Here is a 25949-nt window from a genome sequence, read left to right as displayed (position 1 = left end):
ACCCATGTCTATGACATACCGCGGAACCACAGCCCTGATCACCGGGGCGAGTGCAGGCCTCGGTGTCGAGTTCGCCCGGCAGTGGGCGCAGCGCGGAGCGGACGTCGTCCTCGTCGCCCGGCGCGTCGACCGGCTCCAGGAACTGGCGGCGGACCTGGAACGCAGCTACGGGGTCACGGCCCGCCCGATCGCCGCGGACCTGGCCCGGCCCGGTGCCGCGGCGGCGCTGCGCGCGGACCTCGACGCACTCGGCGTACCGGTCCACACCCTGATCAACAACGCGGGCTTCGGCACCCACGGCCCCTTCGCCGACGAGGACCCCACCCGGGTCAGCGAGATGATCCGGCTCAACGTGCTCGCGGTGACGGAGCTGACCCGGGAGTTCCTGCCCGCCCTGACGGCCGACGGCCGGGGTGCCCTCGTCACCGTGGCCAGCGCGGCCGCCTACCAGCCGACCCCGGCGATGGCGGTCTACGGCGCCACGAAGGCCTTCGTCCTGAACTTCACCGAAGCCGTCGCCTACGAGACCCGCGCCTCCTCCCTGCGGGTGCTCGCCGTCTCGCCGGGGCCGGTCCGCACCGAGTTCTTCGACGTCGTCGGCAGCCGGGACGCCGCCGTGGGCCGGATGGCCACGCCGGAGCAGGTCGTCACCGCGACGCGCCGGGCACTGGAGCGCGGCAGGACCCCGGCCAGCATCGTGGTCGGCCTCGCCAACCGGATCAACGCCACGGCGTCCGCCCTGGTCCCCCGCCGCCTCGCCCTCGCCGTGGCAGGGCGCGCACTCAAGGCGTGAGCGGGCGGAACCGGATCGCGGAACCCGATCGAGGCGCGCCACCGGAACGCCCGGACGCCTCTCCCCAGGCACCGAAGGGCGGGCCGTCACAGGGGTGACGACCCGCCCTTCGGGCACCCACGGACAGGCCCGTCGGACGGAGCGGCGGTTCACCGACTCCGTGGTGCGGCACGCGTCGGATCGATCCGGCTCTCCACCCCGGGCGGGTGGCGGGCGGCCGACCTGCAACCACGGCGGTAGTGGGGATCCCGCGGGCGCGGTAGGGGCCGGTCCCGCCGCAGGCCCATGGCCCCGCCGCCTGATGGCCCGTAGGCTGCGCCGATGCACGCTGGATCGGGACTTCTCGACAGGCTCGACGGAAGGTACCGCCCGCTGGTCACCGACGTGTCGCTCGCCCTCGGGTACGTCGGCGCCGGGCTGCTGCTGGGGCAGGAACAGCCACCGGCCGGATGGCGGCCGGTGGACGTGCTGGGGGCGGTCCTGACCGCTCTGGTCGGTCTGGTCATGGTGGCCCGCCGCCTCGCGCCCGTCGCGGTGTTCGCCGCCGCCGGCGCGCTGTGGATCCTGTTCATCGCCTGCGGGTACTGGCCGGTGGTCAACTCGATGCCCGCGCTCCTGGGCCTGTACACGGTGGCGGCGACCCGGCGTCGCCCCACCGCGCTCGTCTGCGCGGCCGTCGTGGGGGGAGTGTGGGTGTACGCCGGCATCGGCAACATCGAGCACAGCTCCATGCCGACCGTCCTGGCCCAGGCGGTCCTGTTCCCGGCCGCCGTGTTCGTGGTCGGGCGCGGCTCGGGAGCGCTCGCCGAACGGAACAGGCAGTTCGCCGAACTGACCCTCCGCCTGCGCCGACAACAGGAGGAGAAGGCACTTCAGGCGCTCACCGAGGAGCGGGTGCGCATCGCGCGGGAACTGCACGACGTCGTCGCCCACCACATGTCGGTGATCTCCCTCCAGGCGGGCATGGCCTCGTACGTGTTCCCCACGGACCCGGCGGCGAGCCGCCGAGCCCTGGACACCATCGCCGACACCAGCCGGGAGGCGCTGGAGGAGATGCGCCGGCTGCTCGTGCTCCTGCGGGTCGGCCAGGAAGGACAGCAGGACGGGCAGCGCCACGGGCGGCGCGAGCGAGGATCCGCCCCGGACGGCCCGGACGCGCTGGAGGACGGCGCCGGCTACGCCCCGGCCCCCGGACTCGACCTTCTGGAGCCACTGTTGGAGCGCGTGCGCGGCGCGGGCGTCGACGTCACCCTGGATGTCGCGGGCTCCCCGCCCCGGCTTCCGCAGGGCATGGCCCTGTGCGTCTACCGAGTGGTCCAGGAGGCGCTGACGAACGTCCTCAAGCACGTGGGACCGACCACGGCGGCCGTGAGCATCAGCTCCGCACGGCGCACCCTCGTGGTGTCCGTGACGAACGAGGCGGGTGACGACTTCCGGCCAAACAAGGAGATGACGCCTGGTCACGGCTTGATCGGTATGAGAGAGCGCGCGAAGATCTACGGCGGGTCGGTCACCGCCGGCCCCCGCGCCCTCGGCGGATTCGAGGTACGGCTCACCCTTCCGGCGCCCACCACCAGTGACCGGCCGGGTGGCCTCCCGTCCCCGGGCACCGGGGACGTCCCTATCCGATGAGGATCGCATTCCCCGATGCCCACGGTACTGGTGGTCGACGATCAACTGCTCATCCGTGCCGGACTGGTGTCCCTCCTGACCGCGGCCCCGGGGCTGTCCGTGGTCGGCGAGGCCCGTGACGGGGAGGAAGCCGTCCGACTCGCCGAGGCCACCGCACCCGATGTCGTCCTCATGGACCTCCGGATGCCGGGTACCGACGGCATCACCGCGACGGAACGCATCCTCCGCCGAGCCGGCGACACCTGTGACGCACCGCCGAAGATCCTCGTGCTGACCACCTTCGACCTCGACGCGTACGTCTACAACGCCCTGCGTGCGGGCGCCTGCGGGTTCCTGCTCAAGGAAACGCCTCCCGAGCGCCTGGTCGCCGCCATCCACACCGTCGCCTCGGGCGACATGCTCTTCGCGCCGACCGTCACCAGACGCCTGATCGAGGCCTACCATCCGGGGCCGACAGCACCCGAGGCGATCGCCCCGGACTGGCACACCGTGACCGGCCGGGAACGCGATGTCCTGCGGCTCGTGGCCACGGGCGCGACCAACGTCGAGGTCGCCCGGCGGCTGTTCATCAGCGAAGCCACCGTGAAGACCCAACTCAACCGGGCGATGGCCAAGCTCGGGCTCTCCAGCCGCGCCCAGGTCGTCGTCTTCGCCTACGAGACGGCGCTCGTGACCCCCGGAGGCCCGACGAGCCTCCCGTCCTCCCCGCCCGACGCGGGCCCGCCGGGCTGATCGGCCGGGGGAGTCCCACGCAGGGCGGCCCCCACTCCACAATGGTGACCGGCGAGCGGGAAGGGAACGGGCATGGCGGACGAACAGGCCTCGGTACGTGTGGAGCGGGACGGCCCCGTGTACACGGTGATCCTGAGCAGGCCGGAGGTACGCAACGCCGTCGACGGGCCGACGGCGGCACGACTGGCCGATGCGTTCCGGGCGTTCGAGTCGGACGAGGAGGCGGCCGTCGCCGTGCTCTGGGGCGAGGGCGGCACGTTCTGCGCGGGCGCCGACCTCAAGGCCATCGGCACCGAACGCGGCAACCAGGTGCTCGCCTCCGGCGACGGACCCATGGGGCCGACCCGGATGCGGTTGAGCAAGCCGGTGATCGCCGCCGTCGCGGGGCACGCGGTGGCGGGGGGCCTGGAGCTCGCGCTCTGGTGCGACCTGCGGGTGGCGGAGGAGGACGCGGTGTTCGGCGTGTTCTGCCGCCGCTGGGGCGTCCCCCTGATCGACGGCGGTACCGTGCGACTGCCCCGCCTGATCGGCGAGAGTCGGGCCATGGACCTGATCCTGACGGGCCGTCCGGTGTCGGCGACCGAGGCGCACGGGATCGGGCTGGCCAACCGCGTGGTCCCCACGGGCCGATCGAGGACGGCGGCCGAGGAACTGGCCCGCGAGATCGCCGGATTCCCCCAGCTCTGCCTGCGCCACGACCGGTTGTCCGTACGGGAACAGCACGGACGGTCCGAGGAGGACGCGCTGGCGGGGGAGTACCGGCACGGCCTGGTGCCCCTGACCGCGGGGGAGACGCGGGCCGGAGCGGGCCGGTTCGCCGCAGGGGCGGGCCGGCACGGCGCCTTCGGAACGTAGCGGTTCGGTTCGGGGCGCGGCGTGCCCGGTCGCCGCGCCCCCGGACCCGGCCGTCGACCGCGCCGCCGGCACTCGGCGAACGCGCGGGCGGCGGCCAGGTCGTCCGCGTTCGGACGCGGGAGCACCGCCTGCTGTGGTGCCCGCCACAACACGGCGCGGGAACCCGACCGACGGCCCTCTCGACTCCTGTCGTAGAGCGACGGGCCGGTCGCCGAGGCCGGCTGCAGCGATCGGAAGGAACCATCGGATGAACCGCAGGAACGTGCTCCGGGCCCAGGTCGCCGTCGGGGCCGCGGCCGCGTTGGGGGGCGCCGCCGGGGTGGCCGCGGCGGCGCAACCGCGCCCCGCCGGGAAGCCGACCGGGCCGTTACGCGTGCACGTGGTCCTGTACGACGGGGTGGAGGAGCTCGACTTCGCCGCGCCCTACGAGGTCTTCTGCGCGGCCCGGTTCTTCACGAACCGGGAGGTGGACGTGCGGTACGTCTCCACCTCCGGGCCGGGGGTCGTACGGGCCGCCTACGGCACCCGCGTGAGCGTCGAGCACGGTTGGGATCCGCGCGCCGCGGACATCCTCCTCGTGCCCGGCGGCGGATACGCGCGCCGCGACAGCCCCGGCGTATGGGCCGAGATCCGCAGCGGCGTCCTCCCGAGGGAACTGGCCGCGGCGCCACGTACCGGCCTCACCATCAGCGCCGTCTGTACCGGCGCCATGCTGTTGGCGGCCGCCGGGCTGACCACGAACCGGCCCTGCACCACCCACCACAAGGCGCGGCCCGACCTCGAGAAGCAGGGCGGCCTCCTCAAGAACGGCCGCGTGGTGGACGACGGCGACCTGGTCACCGCCGGAGGCATCACCTCCGGGCTGGACCTCGCCCTGTGGCTGGTACGCCGCGAACTCGGCGCCGAGGCCGCCACGGGCGTGGAGGTCATGCTCGAGTACGAGGCCCGCGGCACGGTGTGGACGCCGCCCGACGCCGGACGGCGGTAGACGGCGGTGCGCACAGGTCAGCGATGCAGGCGCCGGGTCCAGTCCTCGGGCACCCGGCCGGTCGGGCCGGGTGCCGGCTGGTCCGCCGGGTGGTCGCGCGGAGCGGTCAGTTCGGGGCCGGAGTCGTACAGGGCGTCCGTGTCGTAGTTCCAGAACCACTCCTCGCCCGGCTCGAAGCTCTGCACCAGGGGGTGACCGGTGGATTTCCAGTGGGCCGTGGCGTGCTGGGCCGGCGAGGAGTCGCAGCAGCCGATGTGTCCGCATTGGGCGCAACGCCGCAGGTGGAACCACCAGCCGCCCAACTCGTCGCACTCGACGCAGCCGGTGCCGGTGGGCGCGGCGGTCGGGTCGATTCCCTCGATGTCGCTCATGCGGGCTCCTCAGCGGTCTCGGTCGTGCTCCCGGTCGCGGTCGCGGGTTCCGTCTCGGTTCCGGTTTCGGCCTCGGGGGTCGGCGCGGTCAGCGGCAGCAGCACCTGGAACCGGGTGTCACCGGGGGCGGACTCGACCTGGAGGCTGCCGTGGTGCTTGTTGACGACGATCCGCCAGGAGATGTCGAGGCCGAGCCCGGTGCCCTCGCCGACCGGTTTGGTGGTGAAGAAGGGGTCGAAGATGCGGCTGCGGATGTCCGCCGGGACACCGGGCCCGGTGTCCCGGAACTCCACCAGCAGGCGGTCGCCCTCGCGCCCCGTCCGGACCGTCAACGTGCCCTCGCCGCCGGTGCTCCCGATGGCGAACACGGCGTTGTCGATGAGGTTGGTCCACACCTGGTTGAGCTCCGCCGGGTAGGCGGGCACGTCCGGTACGGAGCGGTCGTACTGCTTGACCACCCGCACCCGGGAGCCGATCTTGCCGGACAGCATCAACAGCGTGCTGTCGAGGAGTTCGTGGACGTCGACGACCCGGTACGGGGCGCGGTCGAGCTGCGAGTACTGCTTGGCCGCGTCCACGAGGTGGGAGATCCGTGTGGTGGAGTCGTCGATCTCGTCCATCAACAGCTCGGTCTCGACCGTGTAGTTGAGCCAGCCGATCGCCGACGGCAGGATCTCCTCGGTCACGGTCGCCGCGACCTGCTCCAGCCAGTCCGTGTCCAGGCCGGCCTGGACGAAGGTCGGCGCGAGCCGCCAGCCCTCCGCGATGTCGTGGTCGTCGAGCCAGTCGGCGAGTTCGTCCTCCCGGTCCGAGGCCTCCAGCGGACTGAGCGCGGTCGCCTTCGCGACGCGCTCGACGGTCCGCTCCTGGATCTCGATGAGGTCGGCGATCGTCTCGCGCGAGTACTGGCCCTGGGAGATGTGGGCCAGCTTGTGCCGCATCTTGCCGACCCGCTCCCGCAAGGTCGCCGTGGCCCGGACGGCCGCCGCCGCCGGGTTGTTGAGCTCGTGGGTGAGCCCGGCGGACAACGACCCCAGTGCCAGCAGCCGTTCACGCTGCCCGATGGCACGCTGGGTGTTCTTGGAGCCGAAGAACAGTCCCTCCAGCAGGTGTGCCGCCATCGGGAACCATTCCCGCATGATGTCCGCGAACGACTGCGCGGGCAGCACGAAGAACCGTGTCGGCTCGGTCACCCGCATCGAGTTGGTGTACGTCTGCGGCACCTGGTCACCCAGGTACGCCTGCATCGCTCCCGCGTACACGCCGCGCTGCGAGGTGCGGCTCACCTCGACGTCGTCGCCGCCGACCCGGCGGGACAGGACGACCGTGCCCTCGATCATCACGTAGAAGCAGGTGGCCGGGCCGCCCTCGGTGTACACCGGACCGACGTCGAACCGCTCCACCCGCCCCTCGCCGCACAGCCGCCCGAGCTGCTCGGGGGTGAGCTTCTCGAACAGGAACAGCGAGGAGATCTCCTGCGGGCTGCAGGGCATGACCTGTCCGCTCATGACTGCTCCAGGTACCGGTGGACGAGCATCACGGCCATGGCTCCCTCTCCGACGGCGGACGCGACGCGCTTCGCGGACTGGGCGCGTGCGTCGCCCGCCACGAACACGCCGGGAATATTGGTCTCCAGGTGGTAGGGCGGCCGGTCCAGTCCCCACTCGGCCGGCGGGCGCCCGTCCGCCGTCAGGTCCGGACCGGCCAGGATGAAACCGTGCTCGTCGCGCAGCACGGTGCCGTCCAGCCAGTCGGTCAGCGGGGCCGCGCCGATGAACACGAACATCCACTGCGCGTCGACGAGTTCGCTCGCCCCGCCGTCCACGTCCCGCAGCGTCAGCTGCTCCAGGTGCCCCTCGCCGTGCGCCGCCTCGACGACCGTCCTGGTGCGGACGGTGATGTTCGGCGTCTCCTCGATCTGCTGGATCAGGTAGTACGACATCGATGCCGTCAGGGACTCCCCGCGCACCAGCAGCGTCACCGACTTGGCGCCCCGCGCCAGGTACATCGCCGCCTGCCCGGCCGAGTTGGCGCCGCCCACGATGTACACGTCCTGCCCCTGGCAGGAGGCCGCCTCGGTCAGCGAGGAGCCGTAGTACACCCCGCAGCCGGTCAGTTGGTCGCAGCCCGGCGCGCGGAGCTGCCGGTACGACACACCGGTCGCCAGGATGACGCTGTGGGCGGCGATCGCCGAGCCGTCCGAGAAGCGGACGACGCGCGCGGCGCCGTTCACCTCCAGCCCGGTGACCTCGCGCGCCGTGAGGATCTCGGCGCCGAACCGGCCGGCCTGCCGGCGGGCCCGCTCCGTGAGCTGGGCGCCGGACACGCCGTCCGGGAAGCCGAGGTAGTTCTCGATGCGGGAGCTCTGGCCGGCCTGTCCGCCGGTCGCCGACCGCTCGACCAGTACGGTACGCAGCCCCTCGGAGGCCCCGTACACCGCCGAGCCGAGCCCGGCCGGGCCGCCACCGATGACGACGAGGTCGTAGAAGTCGGCGGCCGGCGTCGTCGCGAGCCCCACGTGGGAGGCCAGCTCGGGTGCCTCGGGTTCGATCAGCGCGGTGCCCTCGGGCGTGATCACCAGCGGTAGCCGGCGGCCGTCGGCCCCGGCCGCCTCCAGCAGCCGCCGCCCCTCCGGCTCGTCGGAGGAGTACCAGCGGTACGGCACCTGGTTGCGGGCCAGGAACTCCCGCACGTCCGAGGAACGCGCCGACCAGCGGTGCCCCACCACCTTGGTGGCGGGGACCGGACGGTAGTCGCTGGTGCGCCAGGCCGTGAGCAGATCGTCGACGACCGGGTAGAGCTTCTCCTCCGGCGGGTCCCAGGGCTTGAGCAGGTAGTGGTCGAGGTCGACGACGTTGATCGCGTCGATCGCCGCGTTGGTGTCGGCGTACGCGGTCAGCAGCACCCGCCGGGCGCCCGGGTACACGGCCAGGGCCTGTTCGAGGAAGGCGATGCCGTTCATCTGCGGCATCCGGTAGTCGGCGAGGATCACCGCCACCAGATCGCCGCGCAGCTTCAGCTCGCGCAGCGCGTCCAGCGCGGACTCGCCGGACTCGGCGCGCACGATCCGGTACTCCGCGCCGTAGCGGCGCCGCAGGTCACGGGCGATGGCCCGGGAGACTCCCGGGTCGTCGTCCACGGTCAGGATGACGGTCCGCGCCGTGTCGGCGGCCTGTGCCATACGTCGTCTCCACCCCGAGTGCTCTGGGCAGGCAGCCCGGCGAGCCGCCCGCGCCGGTTCCCGCCCATCGTAGGGGCGATCCTTCGGGACCGCTTCGGGACGGGGCGGGCCGTGCGCTCCTGGTACCCGCCCGGTCGCTCCTGGTCAACGGCCCGCGGGCCGGTTCCGGCCCGGCCGGCGCTGGGGGCGCGGGGTCAGGAGCCCTTGCCCGCCCGGACCCAGCCCTCGCCGCCGAGGGGGAACTCGAAGCCGGGCCGGCCGTCGTGTCCGCTGGTCCGGAAGGGGCGGCCGTTGTGGTCGATCGCGAGGGTGCCGTGGCGGGAGCCGCTGGACCAGGACAGCTCCAGGTACCAGCTCACGTCGTGGGCGGAGGCGGCGGCCAGGATGTGGAACACCTCGGGCTGCGACTCGGTCACCGAGAACGGGAAGCCCGGCCGGCCCTCCGTGGGGGCGACAGCAGGTCGCGCGGAGTCGAGGGAGACACCGAACGAGCGGGTCGGGACGCCCGCGCCGCAGCCCACGCCCGGGTAGCCCATGGCGTAGTCGTTCCAGGGGAGCGGGGCGCGCTTGGCCACGGTGCGGACGGTCAGGCCGTCCAGGACCACCGTGTCCTTGCCGGACCCCTGCAGGGTGAGGGTGACGTACTGCTCGCCTGCGGGTACCGCCCCGGCCGCCGCGACCCAGGCGGGCGCGTCGCGTTCCACGGGCGGTGGTCCGACCTGGGTCGGGGGCTTGTCGATCAGGTAGTGCTGGCCGCAGGGGGCCTCCCAGGTGTGCGGGCGGACGGTGACCTTCACCGGGGTGCCGGCAGCGTCGCCGGCGGTTCCGCTCGCCCCTCCGCTTGTCCCTCCGGTTCCTCCCGCGCCCGCGCCGTCGCCTCCGGGCGCGGGCGCGGCGGGGGCGGTGCCGGAGGGCGCGGACACGGACGGCGACGGCGACGTCGGTCCCGAGGACCCGTCGGGGCCCTGCGGGGAGGGCTCCGCCCCGGGGGTGCGGCCGGCGGCGACGGGGCTGTCCCGGACCTCGGCGCCCCGTCCCGGCCGGCCCCCGTCGGGCGTGAGCAGCCAGGCCAGGGCGGTGACGGCGGCCACGACCGGCACGGCCACCGCGGCGAGCGCAGCCTTGCGCGGGCGGGGCCGCCGGGTCGGCGCGGGCTGCCGCGCGGTCCCGGCCACCGGGACGACCTCCACGACCTCCGCGGCCTCCGTCACCCCCACGACCTCCGCGGGAGCATCGTCGGCCACCCCGGCCACCCCGGTCGCCTCGTCGGCCTCCGCGGGTGCCTCGGCCGCCGCTTCGGTCGTCGCCGCGCCGCTCGTGTCCGTGCCCCTGCGCGGGCGGTTCGCGTCCGCCTCCACCCAACCCCGGTGCAGGGCCAGGAGTTCCTCGGGGGTGGCCTTGCAGAGGCGGGCGAGTCGTTCGAGCGGTGCGTAGTCCGCCGGGACGACCTCGCCACTGCAGTAACGGTGCAGTGTCGACGTACTCATGTGGAGCCGCCGGGCGAGCGTTCCGTAGCTGAGTCCGGACCGCTCCTTCAACTGCCGCAGCAGCTCGGCGAACTCGGGTCCAGCCGTGTCCTCCGGCACCGTTCCTCCCACCCCATGGCCTGTCCCGCATCCCAGGAACAGCTTGTTTCCGCAGCTCAGAGCCTGTTGCGGTATCCCAGCATGCCGGTTTGCCCAACGGATGTGGTGGCTGGGACGGATCACCGCTCAAGCTGGGGCCATCCAAGCACACCGCTCCCGGCGGCCGGTCCGGACGGACCCCGACCGGCCCTGCGGTCACGCCCTTTGAGAGGTCGTCAGTCATGCACGCGTTCCACGGCACCCCGCTCGTCCGCACCTCCCGTCCGCACCCGCTCCGGCGCTTCGCGGGAGTGGCCGCGGCCCCGCTCTTCGTCCTCTCCCTCACCGCGTGTCAGGACGGTACGGGCCTCAAGGACGGGGGAGAGGCGAGCGCTTCGGGCTCCGCCGCAGAGGCCACCGGGGGACCCGCCACGACCGCCGCCCCCTCGACCGCCCCGACCTCCGCGCCGGCCACCGCACCTGCCCCCAAGAACTCCGCCGCCCCGGCGGCCCCGTCGGGTGCGGGGGAGCGCGTCCTGTGCAACGGCTCGACCACGCGCGTCACCGCGCAGCCCGTCTCCCGGCCGCTCAACCACATGCTGATCACGGTGAAGAACATCGGGTCGAAGACCTGCGATCTGACCTACCACCCCGTCCTCCGCTTCGACGAGATGCAGTGGGTGCCGGCCGCGCGGCCCGACACCCGGCCGCAGGCCGTGGTGTCCCTCGCGCCGGGCGAGCAGGGCTACGCGGGGGTCCTGCTCTCGGCGGCCGACGGCAGCGGCGAGGGCGGGACGACCGGACACCGGCTCACGATCGCCTTCCAGGGCCGTACGCCGCTCAGCGACGGCGGCGCGTCCGCGACCCCGGACCTCCCGGCCGCCGGTGTCGCCTACGACAGCTCGCTGACGGTCACCTACTGGCAGCGCGACAGCGCGGACGCGCTCGGCTCATGAGTCGGCGTCGACGATGCGGCCGTCGCGCAGTTCCACGACCCGGTCGGCGAGCTCGATCAGGTTCGGGTCGTGGGTGGCGACCAGGATGGTGACCGACTCGCTGCGCACCACCGCGCGCAGCAGTTCCATCACCGAGCGCCCGGTCTCCGAGTCGAGCTGGCCCGTGGGTTCGTCCGCGATGATCAGCTCGGGGTCGTTGGCCAGGGCGCGGGCCACCGCCACGCGCTGCTGCTGGCCGCCGGAGAGCTCGCCCGGGCGCTGCTCGGCGTGGTCCGCGAGTCCGACCAGGGCCAGCAGGGTACGGGCGCGCTCCTCGCGCACCTTGGCGGGGACGCGCCGCAGCCGCATCGGAACGCCGACGTTCTCGGCGGCGGTGAGGACGGGTATCAGGCCGAAGGACTGGAAGACGAAGCCGATGCGGTCGCGGCGCAGGGCGAGCAGGCCCGCCTCGTCGAGGGTCGCGAGGTCCGTGCCGTCGAGGGCGATGCGGCCGCCGGTCGGGGTGTCGAGACCGCCGACGAGATTGAGCAGGGTGGTCTTGCCGGATCCCGACCGGCCCCTGAGGGCGGTGAGTTCGCCGCGGCGGACCTCGAAGGACACACCGCGTAGGGCGTGGACGGCCTGCGGACCGCTGCCGAAGCTGTGGTGCACGTCGTCGACGACCACGATCGGCGAGTCGTCGCCCTTCCGCGGTGCCTTCGTCGCGACCGTCGCCGGTTCCTGGTGATGCCTCATCGCGTCTGTTCCCCCGTCGCGTCGTCCGCGCGGGGCGCCCGGCCCCGCGTCCCGCTCACGCTGCCACTGCAGCTTTCCGATCGCATTTGCGCATCTGTCGCACCAATCACGCAAGCCCCTTCCCTCTCTCGCCCACATCTGACAGCATCGTCCGCTATCCGGTACCGAGGGTCCGGACGGGGGAGGAATTCAACACGTGCTCGGCTTCGTCGTGCGCCGACTGCGCGGGCGATGGCCGCTCGCCGTCGCCGTGCTGCTCACCGTACTGATCACCGCAACCACACTGACCGCGCTGACGGCGTTCACCCGTGGCGTGGGCGAGGAAGGGCTCCGGCGGGCCCTGACCGGGGCGGAACAGTCCCGGACGACCGTCCTGATCACCAGCGGCCGTCCCGCGGACTCCCGCGCCAAGGACGACGCGTCCGTACAGGCCTTCGCGGACGAGGTGTTCGGGCGGCTCCCGGTGGCCTCCGAGAGCGTCGCCCGCAGCCGCTCGTACGGTTTGCCCGGCGTCGCCGCCTCCGGCCGTGACGCCGACCTGACCGTGCTCGCCGCCCTCGGCAAGGACCACGTACAGCTGCTCGCCGGTGCCTGGCCCGGGCCGGTCGCCGCACCCCAGGGCGCCGGCGCCCAGGCCACCGCGACCCAGGTCGCCGTGCCGCGCGCGGCGCTCGTCCGGCTCGGCCTGGCCGAGTCCGCGCTGCCCGCACCGGTCCGGCTGGACGACCGGTTCGGCGGACCTCCGCTGACCGTGCTGGTCACCGGCGTGTACCGGGCCGCCGAACCGGACGCCGCGTACTGGAGGCTCGACCCGCTCGGCGGCCGCGAGGTCCAGTCCGACACCTTCGCCATCTACGGCCCGCTCCTGGTGGACGACAGCGCCTTCACCACCGGCGGCCTCCTGCAGGACCACCGCCTCACGCTGCTCACCCCGGACCTGCGCACGGTCCGCGCCGACGAGGCCGAGGCCGTACGGACCGCCACCGAACCGGCGAGTGCCACCCTCGAACGCGTCGGCTCGCTGCGGGCCGCCACCGAACTGCCCAAACTGCTGGCGGAGCTGAGCGCCGGCATGGTCGTCGCCCGCTCCACCCTGCTGATGGGCGCCCTCCAGCTCACCGTCCTGTCGACGGCCGCCCTGCTCCTCGTCGCGCACATCCTGACCGTCCGCCAGGAACCGGAACGGGTCCTCCTCACCGCGCGCGGCGCCTCCCGCCGCCGGCTCGGCGCGCTCACCGCGACCGAGTCGCTGCTGCTCGCCCTGCCCGCGGCCGTCCTGGCGCCCCTGCTCACACCACCCCTGCTGCGGCTGTTCGGCCGCTTCGGCCCCCTCGGCCGGGTCCACCTGGAGATCCCGGACACCTGGCTGGTGTGGCCGGTCGCCGCCGGCTGCGCCCTGGCCTGCGTGCTGCTGACGACCCTGCCCTCCGTCCTGCGCGGTGCCTCGGCCGCCGTACTGCGCCGCGTGGGCAGCCGCCAGGCCCTGGTGACGGGCGCCGCCCGCTCCGGCGTCGACCTGGCCGTCCTGGTCCTCGCCGTCCTCGGCTATCAGCAGCTCGCGCAGTACGGCGGTACGGACACCCCCGCGTCCGGGGTTTCCGCCGACGGCGCGCTCGGGGTCGACCCCGTCCTCGTCGTCGCTCCCGCCCTCGCCCTGTGCGGGGGCACCCTGCTGGTCCTGCGCCTGCTGCCGTTCGCGGCGCGCGCCGGGGGACGGCTCGCGGCGCGCGGCCGGAGCCTGGGCCCGGCCCTCTTCGGCTGGCAGCTCGCCCGACGGCCCGGCCGGGCCACTGGCCCCGTGCTGCTGCTCGTACTCGCCGTCGCCAGCGGGATCCTGGCGCTCGGCCAGCACGTCGGCTGGTCCGCGTCCCAGCGCGACCAGGCCGACTTCGCGACCGCCGGCGGCCTGCGGATCTCCGGCAGCAGCATGTCCCCGATGGGGCAGGGCGGACGTTACGCGGCCCTGCCCGGCGGCGACCGCCTCGTGCCGGTGGTCCGCCGCGAGCAGAAGCTGCCGGACGGCAACCCCGCCGACATCGTCGCACTGGACGCCGTCAAGACCGGCGAACGCGTCCCGCTGCGCGCGGACCTGCGCGGCGGCCACGGCATGAGCGAGCTGTTCACCCCGCTCGCCGCCGGTGACACGGGCGCCCAAGGCACGGGTGCCCAAGGCACGGGCGCCCAGGCCGCCTCCGCGAGCCCCGGCGTCACCCTGCCCGGCTCCCCGCGCCGGATCGACCTCGACGTGTCGGTCCGTACCTCCGCCATGAGCTGGTCCGCCGTGAGCCTGCTGCTGCGCGACCGGTTCGGGGCGACGTACGGGACGGCCTCGGTCACCCTGCCCGCCGCCGGCGACACCACCCTCACGTTCTCACTCGACGCGCTGACCGGCGCCCCGGTCGGCTCGGCGGCCACCCCGCTGACCCTGGCGGGGATACGCCTCTCGTACGCCGGGGACGGCGACCAGCCGGGCGACGGCAGCGAACTGACCGTGCGCCGGATCGCCGCCTCCGACACCGCCGACGGCGCCGCCACCGCCGTCACCGCACCCAAGGACGCCACCGGCTGGCGGACCTCCCTCCCGCAAGGGAAGAGCACCCTGAGGACCCCCGAGCCGATCCCGGTCCCGGCCGGCTCCACGGACCTGCTGCGACTGCGCTACTGGGGCGGCTTCAGCACCCTGCAGGGCGTCACCACCGTGGTGTTCCCGACCCCCGCCGAGCCGACCCCCGTGGCCGTCCCCGCGGTCGCCACCACCCGCTACCTGCGATCCCTGGGCGCCGCCGTGGGCGACACCGTCCCCGTGACCCTGGACGGCGCCGCGGTCCAGATGCGGATCACCGCCTCCGTGGACTCCCTCCCGGTCGTCGGCCGCTCGGCGCTCGCCGTCGACCTGCACGTGCTCGGCCGGTTCCTGTTGGAGGCCGTGGGCCAACAGCCGGCCTCGCCCACCGAGTGGTGGCTGCCCGCCGAGTCGACCGCCGACCCGGTCCCGGCCCGCGCGGCGACCCAACTGCGCGACGGTGCCCGGATCGAGCGCGTCCAACTGCGCGAGGAGATCACCGAGCGACTCCTCGACGACCCGCTGAGCGCAGGCCCACAGAGCGCCCTGGCCGCCCTCGCCGCCGCGTGCGCGGTCCTCGCGGCCATCGGCTTCGCGACCTCCACCGCCGCCGAACGACGGGTCCGAGGCCGGGAGTTCTCGGTACTGCTCGCCCTCGGCACCCCGCGCCGCTCGCTGGCTCTGGCGTCCGCGGCCGAGGGTGGGGTGCTCATCGCCATCGGGTCCGCGGTCGGAGCCGGGCTGGGCGTCGCCCTCGTCCATCTGATGGCGCCGCTGGTCGTGCTGACGCCCGCCGCCGGCCGGCCCTTCCCGCCCGTGCGCGTGGACATGCCGTTCTGGCAGACCGTGCTCACGGTCGCCGCCATCGCAGCCGTTCCCCTGCTGTCGGCCGCGCTCAGCGGCCCCCGCGGCCGCGACATCGCCGCCCGGCTGCGTCCCGTGGAGGAGATGTGACCACCCCGCCGTCCACCACCAGGCCTTCCGCCCTCCGGACGTCGCCCACCCCGCCCCCGTCCACCGCCCCGCGGCCCGCGCCCTGGGTCAGGACCCGGCTGCGGGCGGCGCCCCTGGCCACCCTGCTCGGTGCCGCGCTGGCCTTCGTCGCCGTCCTGCTGGCCGCCGCGCTGCCCCGCGCCCAGGACCGGGGCGCCGACCAGGCCCTGCGGTCCTTCCTGGAACGCAGCGCCGCCGGTAACACCAGCCTGCAGGTGACCGCGCCGTCCCCGGACAGCGGGCAGAGCGCCCAGGCCCTGGACGCCACGCTGGAGAAACTGCTCGGGCCCACCGGATCCACCTTCCACGTGGACCCGCAGAAGACGGTCCACGGCACGCGCACCACCAAGCGGCAGCCGCTGCTGAATCCGGAACTCTCCCGTCCCTCCGGTCTCCCACCCAGCATGAACCTCCTGCACGTCCGCGAGGCGGAATCCCATGTGAAGCTTGCGGAGGGGAAGTGGCCCGGCAGCACACCCACGGCCCCCGCGCAGGCCACCCCCGGTGAGGCGGCGCCCCTGCAGATCGCCCTCTCGCAGAAGGCCGCCGCGACCCTCGGCGCCCGTGTCGGAGCCGTCCTGAAGAGCGAAACCCGGGTCGACGGCACACCGTCCGTCGAAGTCGTCGGTCTCTACGCCGTCCTCGACGAGAGCGACGACTTCTGGACGGACAACCTGGGGTGCCTCGCCCGCGCCTGCGAGCACTTCTACAACGAGAGCCTCGCCTGGGACGTCGACGCCCTCGTCGGCACCGGGGACCTCGACCGGATGGCCACCTGGAGCCGCGCCGCCGACGACTTCTGGCAACTGCCGGTGGACATCGGCCGGCTGCGGGCCGACCGGCTCGACGCCACGAGGAAGGACATCGCCTCGTACATCGCCGGGCCCACCGCCGCCACCCTCGCCCGGGAGACCGGCCGCCCACGGCTGCACACCACATCCTGGCTGCCCGAGCGGTTCGAAGAGGCCCGCGCACGCACCCGGGCCGCCGCACCGCTCGCCGCGATCGGACCCGCCGGTGTCGGCGGCGTCGCCTTCGTCGTCCTGTGCCTCGCCGGGGCGCTCGCGGCCGACCGTCGAGACGCCGAACTACGGCTGCTGCTCGCGCGCGGCGGCTCGCGCGCCGCCATCGTCGGCCGGCTCCTCGGCGAAGGATCCGTCACCGTGCTCCCTGCGGCCGCGGCCGCCACCGCACTCGCCATCCTGCTGCTGCCCACCCCCCGGCTCGCGCCCACGCTTCTCTCGGCCGCGGCCGTCGCCCTGCTCGCCCTGCTGGCCTTTCCCGTACGGGCCGCCGTACTGCTCACCCCGGCCCGCCCGGCCGGGCGGTGGCGCAGGCCCGTCGCCGAACTGCTCGTCCTCCTCGCCACCGTCGCCGCCGTGGTGGAGGTCCGCCGCCGCGGGGTCGCCCCGCCCGGCAGCGACCTCGACCCGCTGCTGATCGCGGCCCCACTGCTGCTCGCCCTCTGCGGCGGGCTGCTGCTGGCCCGACTCCAGCCGGTGGTCACCGGATGGCTCGCCCGGCTGGCCGGCCGCAGCTCCGGACTGGTCGGCTTCCTCGGGCTCGCACGAGCCGCCCGCGGCTCGGGGTCCACCGGCCGCACCGGCCCCTCCGTCCTGCCGATGATCGCTCTCCTCCTCGCCATCACCACCGGCGGATTCGGCGCCTCCGTACTGCACTCGGTCGACTCGTCCCGGCTGGGCGTGGCCAGGCTGACCGTCGGAGGCGACGCGGCGATCTCCGCGTACGGGAAGTCCCCCCTCCCGGCGGGGCTCGCGAAAGCCGCGGGCGAGCTGCCGGGCGTACGGACGTCCGTGCCGCTGTGGATCGACCACGACTCGGCCCTGCACGGCACCACCGTGAGATCCAGCCAGGTCACCGTGGTCGTCGCCGACCCGGCCGCGTACGCGGAGCTGGCCCGGACCCTCGGCTGCGGATCCTTCGACCCCGCCCTGCTGGCCACCACAGGTGCGTCGACCGCCGACGCCCCCTTGCCCGCGCTGTTCAGCGCGAGTCTGGCCGGCCAGGCCGTGCAGGGCGGCACATACACCGTGCAGCCCGGCGACGGCGGGGAGTTGAAGGTACGGGTCGCGGGAACGATCGACTGCACCCCGGCCCATCCGGCCCGCGACGCCGCAACCGTCGTCCTGCCGACGGGCGCCGCCACGGCCCTCATGGGCGGCGCCGACCACCCCAACCGCTGGCTCGGCCTCGGTGACATCGACGGGGACCGGCTGCGCGCGCTCGTCCGCTCCAAGCTCCCGGCGTCGTCCGGGACCCCCGCCCCGGCCCCGGCTCCGATCCCCGGTTCCGGTTCCGTCGCGGGCCCGGCCGCGCTCGACGAGCCGTACCCCGTGAGCACCAGCGCCGAGGCCGTCACCGCCCTGGGCTCCGACCCACTGCAGCGCTCGGCGCAACGCCTCTTCTGGGCCGCCATGGCCGGAGCGGCGGGCTTCGCCCTGCTGGCCGTGCTGCTGACGCTGATGCGGGCCGTCCCCGAACGGGCCGCGCTGCTGGCCCGGCTGCGCACCATGGGCCTGCGTCGCAGGCAGGGCGTGGCCCTGATCCTCGCCGAGACCCTGCCGCAAACCCTGGCCGCGACGCTCGGCGGGGCACTGGTGGCGGCCGCCGCGGTGGCCCTGCTCGGCCCGGCGATCGACCTGTCCACGCTGGTCGGCGCCCATGTGCCGAACGGAGTACGGCTCACGGCCGGGCCCGTACTGACCCAGGCTCTGGGCCTGGCCGCCCTGGTCGCCGCAGCGGTGTTCGTGGAGGCGGCGACATCCGGGCGACGGCAGATCACCAACGAGTTGAGAGCGGGAGACCAGCGTTGAACACCGACCAGCCGACGTACGAGGAGCTGCGCCGCCGGGCGACGGCCGCCGCGGAGCCGCGCACCCCGGCGGCGGACGCCGCGATCGCCTGCGACCGCCTGGTCCGGATCTTCAGCCAGGACGGCATCGAGGTACAGGCCCTCCAGGGACTGGAGCTGACGGTCGACCAGGGCGACCTGATGGCCCTCGTCGGCGCCTCCGGCAGCGGCAAGTCCACCCTCCTGAACATCCTGGCGGGCCTGGACGTCCCCACCGCCGGCAGCGCGGCGGTCGCCGGCTACGACCTGCTGGAACTGTCGGCACGGGACCGGCTGCGCTACCGGCGCGAGGCGGTCGGCTTCGTCTTCCAGCAGACGGCCCGCAACCTGCTGCCGTTCCTGACGGCCGCCCAGAACGTCGCCCTGCCGATGCAGTTGAAGGGCGACAGCCCCCGCCGCGGCGCGAGCGCACGCCGCGCGACCAAGGTCGGCGAGATCCTGGAGGCCCTCGGGATCGGCGAACTGGCCCACCGGCGCCCGGCGGAACTGTCCGGTGGACAGCAGCAGCGCGTGGCGATCGCCGTGGCGATGGCGAACGACCCCAAGGTGCTGCTCGCCGACGAGCCCACGGGCGAACTGGACTCGGAGACGGCCGCGGCGGTCTTCGAGACCTTCCGGACGGTGAACAAGGAACTCGGCGTGACGGTGGTCATCGTGACGCACGACCCGATGGTGGCGGGCGAGGTCCGCCGGACCGTGGCGATCCGCGACGGCCGCACCAGCAGCGAGGTCCTGCGCCGTCTGGTCACCGACGAGCACGGCGAGGAATCCATCAGCGAACGCGAGTACGTCGTCCTCGACCGTTCCGGGCGCGTCCAGCTCCCGCCGAAATTCCTGGAGGCCCTCGGTATGGAACACCGCGTGGCGGTCGACCTCGCCCCGGACCACATAGAACTGCGCCCGGACGGCGCCCACTGAGGAGGAGCGACGACGCGTCGCGCGGCCATGGGGGTGGGCCGGACCACTCCGAGCCGCGCGCGCTCAGGGTGGACGAAGACGGGGAGGCGGTCGGTACGGTTCGTCGGATCGAATACATCGGTCGCTCCTCCTGCTCGTTCGGACAGAGTCTGACAAGTGATCACGGATTGGTTCCGCGCGGTAGCGGTCGGCGAGCTTGTCGTACCTGGTCGCGATCGCGCAGAACTGCTCAAGGCGCACCTATCGGCTCGTAGAGCACGTCGGTCCTGAGAATGGTTTTCGTACCGTCAAGAATCGGGGCCGAGTCGTGAAGCGTCCGATGCCAGAAGAGGAGCGCATCACCCGGTTCGGGGCGGTGGGCGCTCAATATTTCCTCAGGGTCTGCGAGCCGGGGCCAGTCCGAGAAGTCTCGTTGTGCAAAGGGGAGGTCGTTCTGCTTGTCGGCGATGAACCGCGTTTCTCCGCCCACTGCCTCGTACGACAGGTAGACGACGACCGTCAGATGAGTTCGCGTTCCGTCGGGGGCGAAGTAGGGCGAATCGTAGTGCGGGACCAGAAATCCGCCGTGTTCGTACGTGATGAAGCGCATCCGCGGATTGACGGACGCCGGCCTCCAGGACCTTCCGTCTGAATCCGTCGGATCATCCGGCCCCACCTCAGGCGACAGAAACGTCCGCAGCCTGCGGTAGAACTCTGCCGCCAAGACTTCGGATTCAGCCGTGGCGCGGAGAGAGCCGACCGGATCTCCCTCCGCGTAGTTGGCGGCAACGCCGTCCAGACCTACCGGCACGAAGCGCTGGGCAGCGAGTTCGGCCGCGAACACCTCTACTTCGGCCGGAGTGAGGAAATGGCGAATCACCGTGCCGTCGACGTGTGGGATCTCCGACCTGGTCGGGGCCCAGGAGTCATCGGCGGATATGCGGCTCAGCGTTTCTTCGGAGAGGGTGAAGGGATTCACCGGTTTTTCGAACATGCTTACTCATCCGTTCTGAGGTCATTGTCGATGTCAACGTGGCCGTGGCTCGGAGCACCCGGCACGGCCGCGGGCGGCGCAGTGAGGTGATGGTGCGAACGTCTCTCGCCGGACATGATCGTGAGCCGTTCCGGACAGGGCTCGACGAAGTCGTGCGAGGCCCCGAAGGCGACGGAATCGATGCTGTCGTGCCGCAGGAGGGAGTGCGGCGTGGCGGAGGGGGATCGGTCTGGCGCACGAAGCGGTCCGGGCGGGTGGATTTCTCCGGGAGGCATCCGAGTTCACACTTCGATCGACGCGCTTCTTCGCGTCGACGCGAGGCTGCAGGGGTGCCGGAGTCTTCGAGGATGTGACGCGCACGGGCGGCGCATCGGAGAGCAGGGATCGCGCATCAAGGATCAGGCGCCGTGGTGCCGCAGTGTTGACATGGGGGCCGCCTTGTATCGATCTCTGCCGGCCGGTGGTCCGACGGCAGGCGGTCGCCGGGCGGCCGGCGTGCGGGTCGGGATGGCTCCGGGGTCGTGTTCGACGTCACGGCCTTGCGCGCGGCGGCGGATCGAGGCCTGGGGAGTCGATGCCCGCAGGGAGCGGGGGCCGCTGAGCGATTATCGTCATAGTGACGAGATTAGACCGGGGTGAGCCCGCAAAGCAAGCAGGACGTCCCCAACGCGGCGGAAGAGGGCGGGAGGCGGGGCAGGGGTCGGCTGGGGGGCCATCGCTTCGGTCGAGGTGGACGGGTGTGGCGGGCGCGTGTTCTCGGCCTTTCATCGATGTGTCTCGCCGGCCCCACAGTCACTCGGCGTCGCCGGACCGCGGAGCCGCGGCAGAACATCGGCCGTCCCGCTCATCGAGCCGCTTCGCGGATCGGACGTGGTCGTTCGGTGGAAAAGGTGCCGTGCTGTCTGCGACAGAGGCCAGCCCGGCGAGCGCGAACCGCTGCGCGTCGGCCTCGTCCAGACGCGCTGGTACGCCGACGCCGCCGAGCACGACGACCGGCTCCGCGAGGGCGTGGCGCTGGCCGCCGCACAGGGTGCCACGATCGTCTGCCTCCCCGAGCTCACCCGTAGCCCCTACTTCTGCAACACCGACGACCCCATGGCCGACGGCGCCGCCCGCTACCTGGAGGACGTGGAGACCGGACCCACCGTCGCCCTCGCGGCGGAGCTGGCCACCATCCTCGGCATCGCCGTCCACGCCTCCCTCTACGAGCGCGCCGAGGACGGCGGCCTCGGCTACAACACCGCCGTCTGTGTGGACTCCGACGGCAAGCTGATCGCCCGGACCCGTAAGAACCGCATCCCCGCGTTCCCCGGCTACCGCGAGGACCGCTTCCGCCCGGGTGACAGCGGCTTCCCCGTCGTCGCCCACGAGGGCGCCCGCTTCGGCTTCCCCACCTGCTGGGACGAGTGGTTCCCCGAGCTCGCCCGTGCCTACTCCCTGGCCGGCGCCGAGATCCTCGTCCACCCCACCGCCATCGGCTCCGAGGTCGACCTGCCCGACTTCGACACCCGCCCCATGTGGGAGCACGCCATCACCGCCAACGGCCTGGCCAACGCCCTCTTCGCCGTCGTGCCCAACCGTGTCGGCACCGAGGGCCGCTCCACCTTCTACGGCTCCTCCTTCATCTCCGACCCCTACGGCCGCGTCATGCTGCGCGCCCCGCGCGACCGCGAGGCGGTCCTCGTCGCCGACCTCGACCTCGACCAGCGCCGCGACTGGCTGGAGTTCGGTCTCATGCGCACCCGCCGCCCCGGGCTCTACGGCAGCCTCACCGAACGGCTGGACGCGGGAGCCTGGACGGACGGACGCCGAAGGCCCCTTCCCGCGTCGGGGAAGGGACCTTCTGACCCGTTGGAGGCGTCCTCGGGGCGTCCCCGTGTCACGGCGTCGCCCCGGGTCACCGGGGTGCGACGGCTCCGGAGTCCGGTGCCTGCTGGAGTCCGGAGGCGTCGACCGCCTCGAAGTCCGAACCCTTGAAGGCCTTGAGTCCGTCGAGCTGGGCGTTGTCCCAACCGGCGTTCTCCTCACCGGTGATGTACCAGGGCGACCCGTTGTCCGCGACGATGACGCCGTACTTCTTGAGCGCGTCGGCCACGGCCTTGGCCTGCGGGGCCAGCCCCGAGGTGTCCACCGAGCTCTTGAGTCGCAGCCGCAGCCCCATCGGAGGCAGCGAGCTGTCCGCCGCCTGGCCCGCCTGGTGCCGCGCGGGCCAGACGTAGCTCCGGTCGGAGCGCGGCACGGTGATGCGGATCGCGTGGTCGATCCGCCCGTCGGCCGCCTCCTCGTAGCGCGCCAGGCCGGGGAGGATGGCGAGGCCGGCGGCATCGGCGGAGGTCCATCCGTCGGGCCGCAGGACGTTGGACCGCAAGTCGAAGATCGCCCCCGAGCCGGCGTGCCAGGCGCCTCCACCCTGCCGCTCGGCGTCGAAGAGCTCGTAGGACGTGCACAGGGCCTTGTCCCAGACGACGACGTGCCGGTCCCCGTCGCTCGCCGGACCGTTCTCGACCCTGGCGTCCGGCGGGATCCGGTAGCCGGACGTGTCGCTCTCCTCGGCGTAGTCCAGGGAGACCTTCGATTCCGGAATGGTGGTTTCCGAGACGGTGATGGGAATACCGAAAGGTCGGCCTTCCACGAGTCCCGATCCGAAATCCGGGTGAAGGGGCTCGGCGGCACCGATCGAGGCGACGTACCGGTCGGACTTCGGGTGCACGGGCAGTTCGTCCACGGGGGCGTGCCAGAAACTGTCCGACGGCGCCGTGGGGCAGGCGGGTGCTTTCCCGCCTGGATCGGCGGCTCCTGACAGCAGGAAGGCGGCGGTCACGGTGACGACCGTGGCGATGGCGGGGACGGCGGGGATTCTCTTGCGCGGGCGCGATCCCGTGATGCGCTTCCTTGGCATGGGTTGTCCTGAGCGCCGGTCGAACGGCTCGATCCACCCGAGCGGAATGCCGAGAATCCACCGTCTCGGCGGTACAGGCCTTTCGGTTGCTTGCGTCCATGCTAGGCCGTCTCTTTCGGATCTTGCCGGGCCCGGCCCGCCCGGCACGGCACCTCATCCCCCAGACTCCGTCCGGGGGGACCCCCAGGTTGTCGGGGCACACGAGTACGTCCGGTACACGAGCGCCCCTCCGCCTTGCGAGGCACCGCACCGGACGACCCGGGCTCGACCGACAAGATCCGAAAGAGACGGCCTGGTGCGGGGGCGGTGGAGGCGCCTGGCCTCCGGAAGGTTTCCCGTCGCCGGTCGACGAGTCGCCGGCTCGGTGCCGGTGAGAGCTGCGTCACTGCCGCCACCGCTCGGTCAGGGGTGTGGAATGCGCCACTTGTGGGGGTCGGTGGCGAAGAGGACCGCGCGTTCCGCGACCGTACCGATCCCACGCAACCCACGCGTGGCCAGCACATACGCCGGTTCCGGCCTGTTATCCGGGCCAACCGCATAAATATCAGCAAATAGGACAAATCTTGTTGTTTCTCTCACAACTCCCTTTGCGGTCATACGTGACTTGATGGTGTGTCAGCCCCCAACGTGCGGGACATAATCGGCCCCGGTCGTCTCCGGAAGCACTGGAGCCATCGGGACACCGATCGACCTCCCAGGCGGATCGCCGCACCGGATCGACCCTCAAGGCGCTGTACATGTCCCTGGCCCGCCGCACCCGACTCGCGGCCCTGCTCGCCGCGTTCTCCGTCGGCACCGCCGGCGTGACGGCCTGGGCCTACGGACACGAAACCGAGCATCCGCACATACCCCCCGCGGCGGTGATCGCCGCGAGCGTGACCGAGGGCTCCGCCCTCCAGGTCGTCGCGCACCCCGACGACGACCTCTTCTTCATGAACCCCGACCTCAGCCGTTCCATATCGACCGGCATCAAGGTCACCACCGTCTACCTGACCTCCGGCGAGTCCGACGGCAGGAACGAGGCCCACAGCCCGCACCTCCAGGACGCCGCAGGCCCCGCCGACCGGGCCGCCTACGCCGAGGCCCGCCAGAACGGCATACGCGCCGCCTACGCGCAGATGGCCACCGGCGACCGGGCCAGCGCCTGGCAGCGCAAGGCCGTACCCACCGCCGGCGGCGGCAGTGCCGAGGTCGACGTCCTGGTCGCCCGTCCCGAGGTCAACCTCGTGTGGATGGAGCTGCGCGAGGCCCGCAGCATCTCCGGCGACAACCCCGAGAGCCTCCGAGGCCTGTGGGACGGCCGGACCCCTGCCCTGGGCGCCCAGCTGACCTCCGGGACGCCGGTCAAGGACTGGTTCTCGTACACCAAGGACCAGGCCGTGGCGGCCATAGCGGGCGTGTTCGAGGCGTACCGGCCGACGACGATACGGACGCAGGACCCGACCCCCGGCCGGGCGGACGGCGGCGGAGCCTTCCTCGACCACCAGGACCACATCTACGGCGCCCGCTTCGTGCAGGCCGCCGTCGAGCGCTACGCCACGACCACCGACCGACCGCACTTCTCGGTCCAGAACTACGTGAGCTACCCGAACAGCTCCCTGCCGCCGACCCTCGACCCGCGGACGGCCGAGGAGAAGCTCGGCTACCTCAAGACCTACGCCTGGACCGACCATCAGGACTGGTGCGGCAGCCCCGCCGGCTGCGGCGACCGCAAGACCGCCACGCGACCCACCGGCGCCGGCTGGAGCCAGACCATCCGCTACAGCCGCGGTGACGGCACCTCCTGGATGACCGAGGGCGTATCCGGGCGACTGTGGGCCTTCGCCGCGTTGGACGGCCGCATGGCGTACTGGTCGCGCAGCGGCCCGCAGGCCCTCTGGCAGGGCCCCGAATTCCTGCCCGGCGACGGCATCGACTCCGGGGCCGCGGCCGTCCGCCTCTGGGACGGCCGGATCGGTGTGTTCGCCACCCGCACCACCCTGGGCGCGACGCCCCAGGAGTACGGTCGGGAGATCGTCTACGCCGTCCAGAACACGGTCGACGGCGCGTTCGGCCCGTGGCGGTCGCTGGGCACCCCGGACACCGTGGACCTGTCCGGCACGTCGGCGATCAGCGGCCCGTCCGTCGCCGTCGACGACGAGGGCCGGATGACGGTGTACGTCCGCGACTCCCGGCGGACGCTGCGCGCCCGCGCGCAGGAGACGCCGGGCGGCGACTTCGGGGCCTGGCAGGCCCTGGGCGGATCCGGCCTCCAGGGCGATCCGGTCACCGCCACCGACGCCTCGGGGCGCCGCCACGTGTACGCGGCCACGGCCGGGTCCGTACTGGCCTGGGTCCAGCCGGCGCCGGACGCCCCCTTCGGCGGCCCCGTGTCCACCGGGCTGCCCCAGACGACGGGCGCGCTCTCGGTGCGCCCCGAGGGCGACGGCGTCCGTGTGTTCTTCCGCCGGCCCGGCATCGGCACCGTCGCCACGAGCCTGGCCCGCGCGGCCGGGCCCGCGCCCGAGTTCTCCCCGGTCGCCGAGGCCGGTGGCCTCGGCGGCTACGGCGCCGTGGGCATGGCGGGCGACCTCCTCGCAGGCCGGGCGGGCGCCGGCACCGTCGGGGTCGTGGCCACCGACGCTCCGCAGCCCTGGCAGGAGTCCCAGATGCTGTACACGGGCGCCCCGGCCGGTGTGACCGAAGGAGCCGGTACGGCCGTCGCCGCGGCCCTCGGCCTCGACGCCGATCTGCACGTGATCACGACGGCCCCCGCGGGAGGCGCCATGCCGCCCGGCAGCCGGACCCCCGCCCCCTGGCACCGCGCCGTCCAGCCCTGGACCCTCGCCCAGGCCGGCCGCCCGGGCTCGACCGTCGCCGGGGGACAACCCCCGCGCTGACCTGCGCCGCGGTCCCGGTCCGCCGGGTGGCAGCGCGGACCGGG

18 protein-coding genes and 1 pseudogene are annotated in these 25949 nt (G+C 73.2%); 11 read left to right on the top strand and 8 right to left on the bottom strand.

The window, feature by feature from the left end; all coding sequences use genetic code 11:
- Positions 1–4 precede the first annotated feature (4 nt).
- From ACWG52_RS02920 to ACWG52_RS02900, 5 genes are all read left to right on the top strand, one after another.
- Positions 5–793 (top strand): SDR family NAD(P)-dependent oxidoreductase, encoded by a 789-nt coding sequence (locus tag ACWG52_RS02920; protein WP_389801904.1) that lies wholly within the window; start codon positions 5–7, stop codon positions 791–793.
- A 321-nt stretch (positions 794–1114) separates the two neighbouring features.
- Positions 1115–2425, top strand: a complete 1311-nt coding sequence (locus ACWG52_RS02915) for a sensor histidine kinase (RefSeq protein WP_389801907.1) — start codon at positions 1115–1117, stop codon at positions 2423–2425.
- A 15-nt stretch (positions 2426–2440) separates the two neighbouring features.
- The gene (locus ACWG52_RS02910) at positions 2441–3157 is read left to right on the top strand and encodes a response regulator (RefSeq protein ID WP_453127700.1); all 717 of its coding nucleotides are present in this window, start codon (positions 2441–2443) and stop codon (positions 3155–3157) included.
- Between the two features lie 72 nt (positions 3158–3229).
- Positions 3230–4012 (top strand): crotonase/enoyl-CoA hydratase family protein, encoded by a 783-nt coding sequence (locus ACWG52_RS02905; RefSeq protein ID WP_389801912.1) that lies wholly within the window; start codon positions 3230–3232, stop codon positions 4010–4012.
- Positions 4013–4259: 247 nt separating this feature from the next.
- Positions 4260–5000 carry a DJ-1/PfpI family protein gene (locus ACWG52_RS02900; RefSeq protein ID WP_389801915.1) on the top strand — a complete coding sequence of 247 codons (741 nt, stop codon included), beginning with the start codon at positions 4260–4262 and terminating at the stop codon, positions 4998–5000.
- Between the two features lie 17 nt (positions 5001–5017).
- Here the strand turns inward: ACWG52_RS02900 and ACWG52_RS02895 are convergent, their stop codons facing one another.
- The 4 genes from ACWG52_RS02895 to ACWG52_RS02880 all read right to left on the bottom strand — a co-directional run bounded on the left by ACWG52_RS02895 (position 5018) and on the right by ACWG52_RS02880 (position 10138).
- Positions 5018–5371, bottom strand: a complete 354-nt coding sequence (locus tag ACWG52_RS02895) for a UBP-type zinc finger domain-containing protein (protein WP_266354262.1) — start codon at positions 5369–5371, stop codon at positions 5018–5020.
- The gene (locus tag ACWG52_RS02890; protein WP_453127697.1) at positions 5368–6879 is read right to left on the bottom strand and encodes an ATP-binding protein; all 1512 of its coding nucleotides are present in this window, start codon (positions 6877–6879) and stop codon (positions 5368–5370) included. Before ACWG52_RS02890 ends, ACWG52_RS02895 begins: the two co-directional genes overlap by 4 nt.
- Positions 6876–8552, bottom strand: coding sequence for an FAD-dependent oxidoreductase (locus ACWG52_RS02885; protein WP_389801921.1), 1677 nt, complete (start codon positions 8550–8552; stop codon positions 6876–6878). The genes ACWG52_RS02890 and ACWG52_RS02885 overlap by 4 nt, the downstream gene beginning before the upstream one ends.
- A 194-nt stretch (positions 8553–8746) precedes the next feature.
- The gene (locus tag ACWG52_RS02880) at positions 8747–10138 is read right to left on the bottom strand and encodes a helix-turn-helix domain-containing protein (protein WP_453127694.1); all 1392 of its coding nucleotides are present in this window, start codon (positions 10136–10138) and stop codon (positions 8747–8749) included.
- A 221-nt stretch (positions 10139–10359) separates the two neighbouring features.
- Between ACWG52_RS02880 and ACWG52_RS02875 the strand changes: the two genes are divergently transcribed.
- On the top strand, positions 10360–11073 hold the full coding sequence (locus ACWG52_RS02875; RefSeq protein WP_389801926.1) for a DUF4232 domain-containing protein: 714 nt from the start codon (positions 10360–10362) through the stop codon (positions 11071–11073).
- Here ACWG52_RS02875 and ACWG52_RS02870 read toward each other — a convergent pair.
- A complete protein-coding gene (locus ACWG52_RS02870; protein ID WP_390165825.1) occupies positions 11068–11808 on the bottom strand; it encodes an ABC transporter ATP-binding protein in 741 nt (246 codons plus the stop codon). The genes ACWG52_RS02875 and ACWG52_RS02870 overlap by 6 nt on opposite strands.
- A 196-nt stretch (positions 11809–12004) precedes the next feature.
- On the opposite strand from ACWG52_RS02870, the gene ACWG52_RS02865 reads away from it, so the two are divergent.
- From ACWG52_RS02865 to ACWG52_RS02855, 3 genes are read left to right on the top strand one after another with little or no spacing between them, the layout of a single operon-like run.
- The gene (locus tag ACWG52_RS02865) at positions 12005–15325 is read left to right on the top strand and encodes an FtsX-like permease family protein (protein WP_389801932.1); all 3321 of its coding nucleotides are present in this window, start codon (positions 12005–12007) and stop codon (positions 15323–15325) included.
- Complete coding sequence (locus tag ACWG52_RS02860; RefSeq protein WP_389801935.1) at positions 15322–18198, top strand: hypothetical protein; 2877 nt, start codon at positions 15322–15324, stop codon at positions 18196–18198. The genes ACWG52_RS02865 and ACWG52_RS02860 overlap by 4 nt, the downstream gene beginning before the upstream one ends.
- Positions 18195–19154: an ABC transporter ATP-binding protein gene (locus tag ACWG52_RS02855; protein ID WP_386017433.1), complete on the top strand. Its 960-nt coding sequence runs from the start codon at positions 18195–18197 to the stop codon at positions 19152–19154. Before ACWG52_RS02860 ends, ACWG52_RS02855 begins: the two co-directional genes overlap by 4 nt.
- A gap of 144 nt (positions 19155–19298) precedes the next feature.
- Here ACWG52_RS02855 and ACWG52_RS02850 read toward each other — a convergent pair.
- Positions 19299–19391, bottom strand: a pseudogene (locus ACWG52_RS02850) (IS5/IS1182 family transposase); the annotation flags it as partial.
- A complete protein-coding gene (locus tag ACWG52_RS02845) occupies positions 19384–20127 on the bottom strand; it encodes a 2OG-Fe(II) oxygenase (protein ID WP_390165829.1) in 744 nt (247 codons plus the stop codon). The gene ACWG52_RS02845 and the pseudogene ACWG52_RS02850, both read right to left, overlap by 8 nt.
- An 870-nt stretch (positions 20128–20997) precedes the next feature.
- On the opposite strand from ACWG52_RS02845, the gene ACWG52_RS02840 reads away from it, so the two are divergent.
- Positions 20998–22104 (top strand): nitrilase-related carbon-nitrogen hydrolase, encoded by a 1107-nt coding sequence (locus ACWG52_RS02840; RefSeq protein WP_390138494.1) that lies wholly within the window; start codon positions 20998–21000, stop codon positions 22102–22104.
- On the opposite strand, the gene ACWG52_RS02835 is transcribed toward ACWG52_RS02840, so the two are convergent.
- Positions 22025–23026 (bottom strand): hypothetical protein, encoded by a 1002-nt coding sequence (locus tag ACWG52_RS02835; protein WP_453127690.1) that lies wholly within the window; start codon positions 23024–23026, stop codon positions 22025–22027. The two genes, ACWG52_RS02840 and ACWG52_RS02835, sit on opposite strands and share 80 nt — an antisense overlap.
- 737 nt (positions 23027–23763) lie before the next feature.
- Between ACWG52_RS02835 and ACWG52_RS02830 the strand changes: the two genes are divergently transcribed.
- The gene (locus ACWG52_RS02830; RefSeq protein ID WP_389801947.1) at positions 23764–25905 is read left to right on the top strand and encodes a PIG-L family deacetylase; all 2142 of its coding nucleotides are present in this window, start codon (positions 23764–23766) and stop codon (positions 25903–25905) included.
- The last annotated feature ends 44 nt before the right edge of the window (positions 25906–25949 follow it).

Source organism: Streptomyces sp. CLCI03 (assembly GCF_053615355.1).
This window is presented reverse-complemented; position numbering and strand designations above follow the sequence as displayed.

Coding starts and splice junctions, on each gene's coding strand:
- ACWG52_RS02920 (WP_389801904.1), top strand. CDS start 5: ATGTCTATGACATACCGCGGAACCACAGCCCTGATCACCGGGGCGAGT.
- ACWG52_RS02915 (WP_389801907.1), top strand. CDS start 1,115: ATGCACGCTGGATCGGGACTTCTCGACAGGCTCGACGGAAGGTACCGC.
- ACWG52_RS02910 (WP_453127700.1), top strand. CDS start 2,441: ATGCCCACGGTACTGGTGGTCGACGATCAACTGCTCATCCGTGCCGGA.
- ACWG52_RS02905 (WP_389801912.1), top strand. CDS start 3,230: ATGGCGGACGAACAGGCCTCGGTACGTGTGGAGCGGGACGGCCCCGTG.
- ACWG52_RS02900 (WP_389801915.1), top strand. CDS start 4,260: ATGAACCGCAGGAACGTGCTCCGGGCCCAGGTCGCCGTCGGGGCCGCG.
- ACWG52_RS02895 (WP_266354262.1), bottom strand. CDS start 5,371: ATGAGCGACATCGAGGGAATCGACCCGACCGCCGCGCCCACCGGCACC.
- ACWG52_RS02890 (WP_453127697.1), bottom strand. CDS start 6,879: ATGAGCGGACAGGTCATGCCCTGCAGCCCGCAGGAGATCTCCTCGCTG.
- ACWG52_RS02885 (WP_389801921.1), bottom strand. CDS start 8,552: ATGGCACAGGCCGCCGACACGGCGCGGACCGTCATCCTGACCGTGGAC.
- ACWG52_RS02875 (WP_389801926.1), top strand. CDS start 10,360: ATGCACGCGTTCCACGGCACCCCGCTCGTCCGCACCTCCCGTCCGCAC.
- ACWG52_RS02870 (WP_390165825.1), bottom strand. CDS start 11,808: ATGAGGCATCACCAGGAACCGGCGACGGTCGCGACGAAGGCACCGCGG.
- ACWG52_RS02845 (WP_390165829.1), bottom strand. CDS start 20,127: ATGTTCGAAAAACCGGTGAATCCCTTCACCCTCTCCGAAGAAACGCTG.
- ACWG52_RS02835 (WP_453127690.1), bottom strand. CDS start 23,026: ATGCCAAGGAAGCGCATCACGGGATCGCGCCCGCGCAAGAGAATCCCC.
- ACWG52_RS02830 (WP_389801947.1), top strand. CDS start 23,764: ATGTCCCTGGCCCGCCGCACCCGACTCGCGGCCCTGCTCGCCGCGTTC.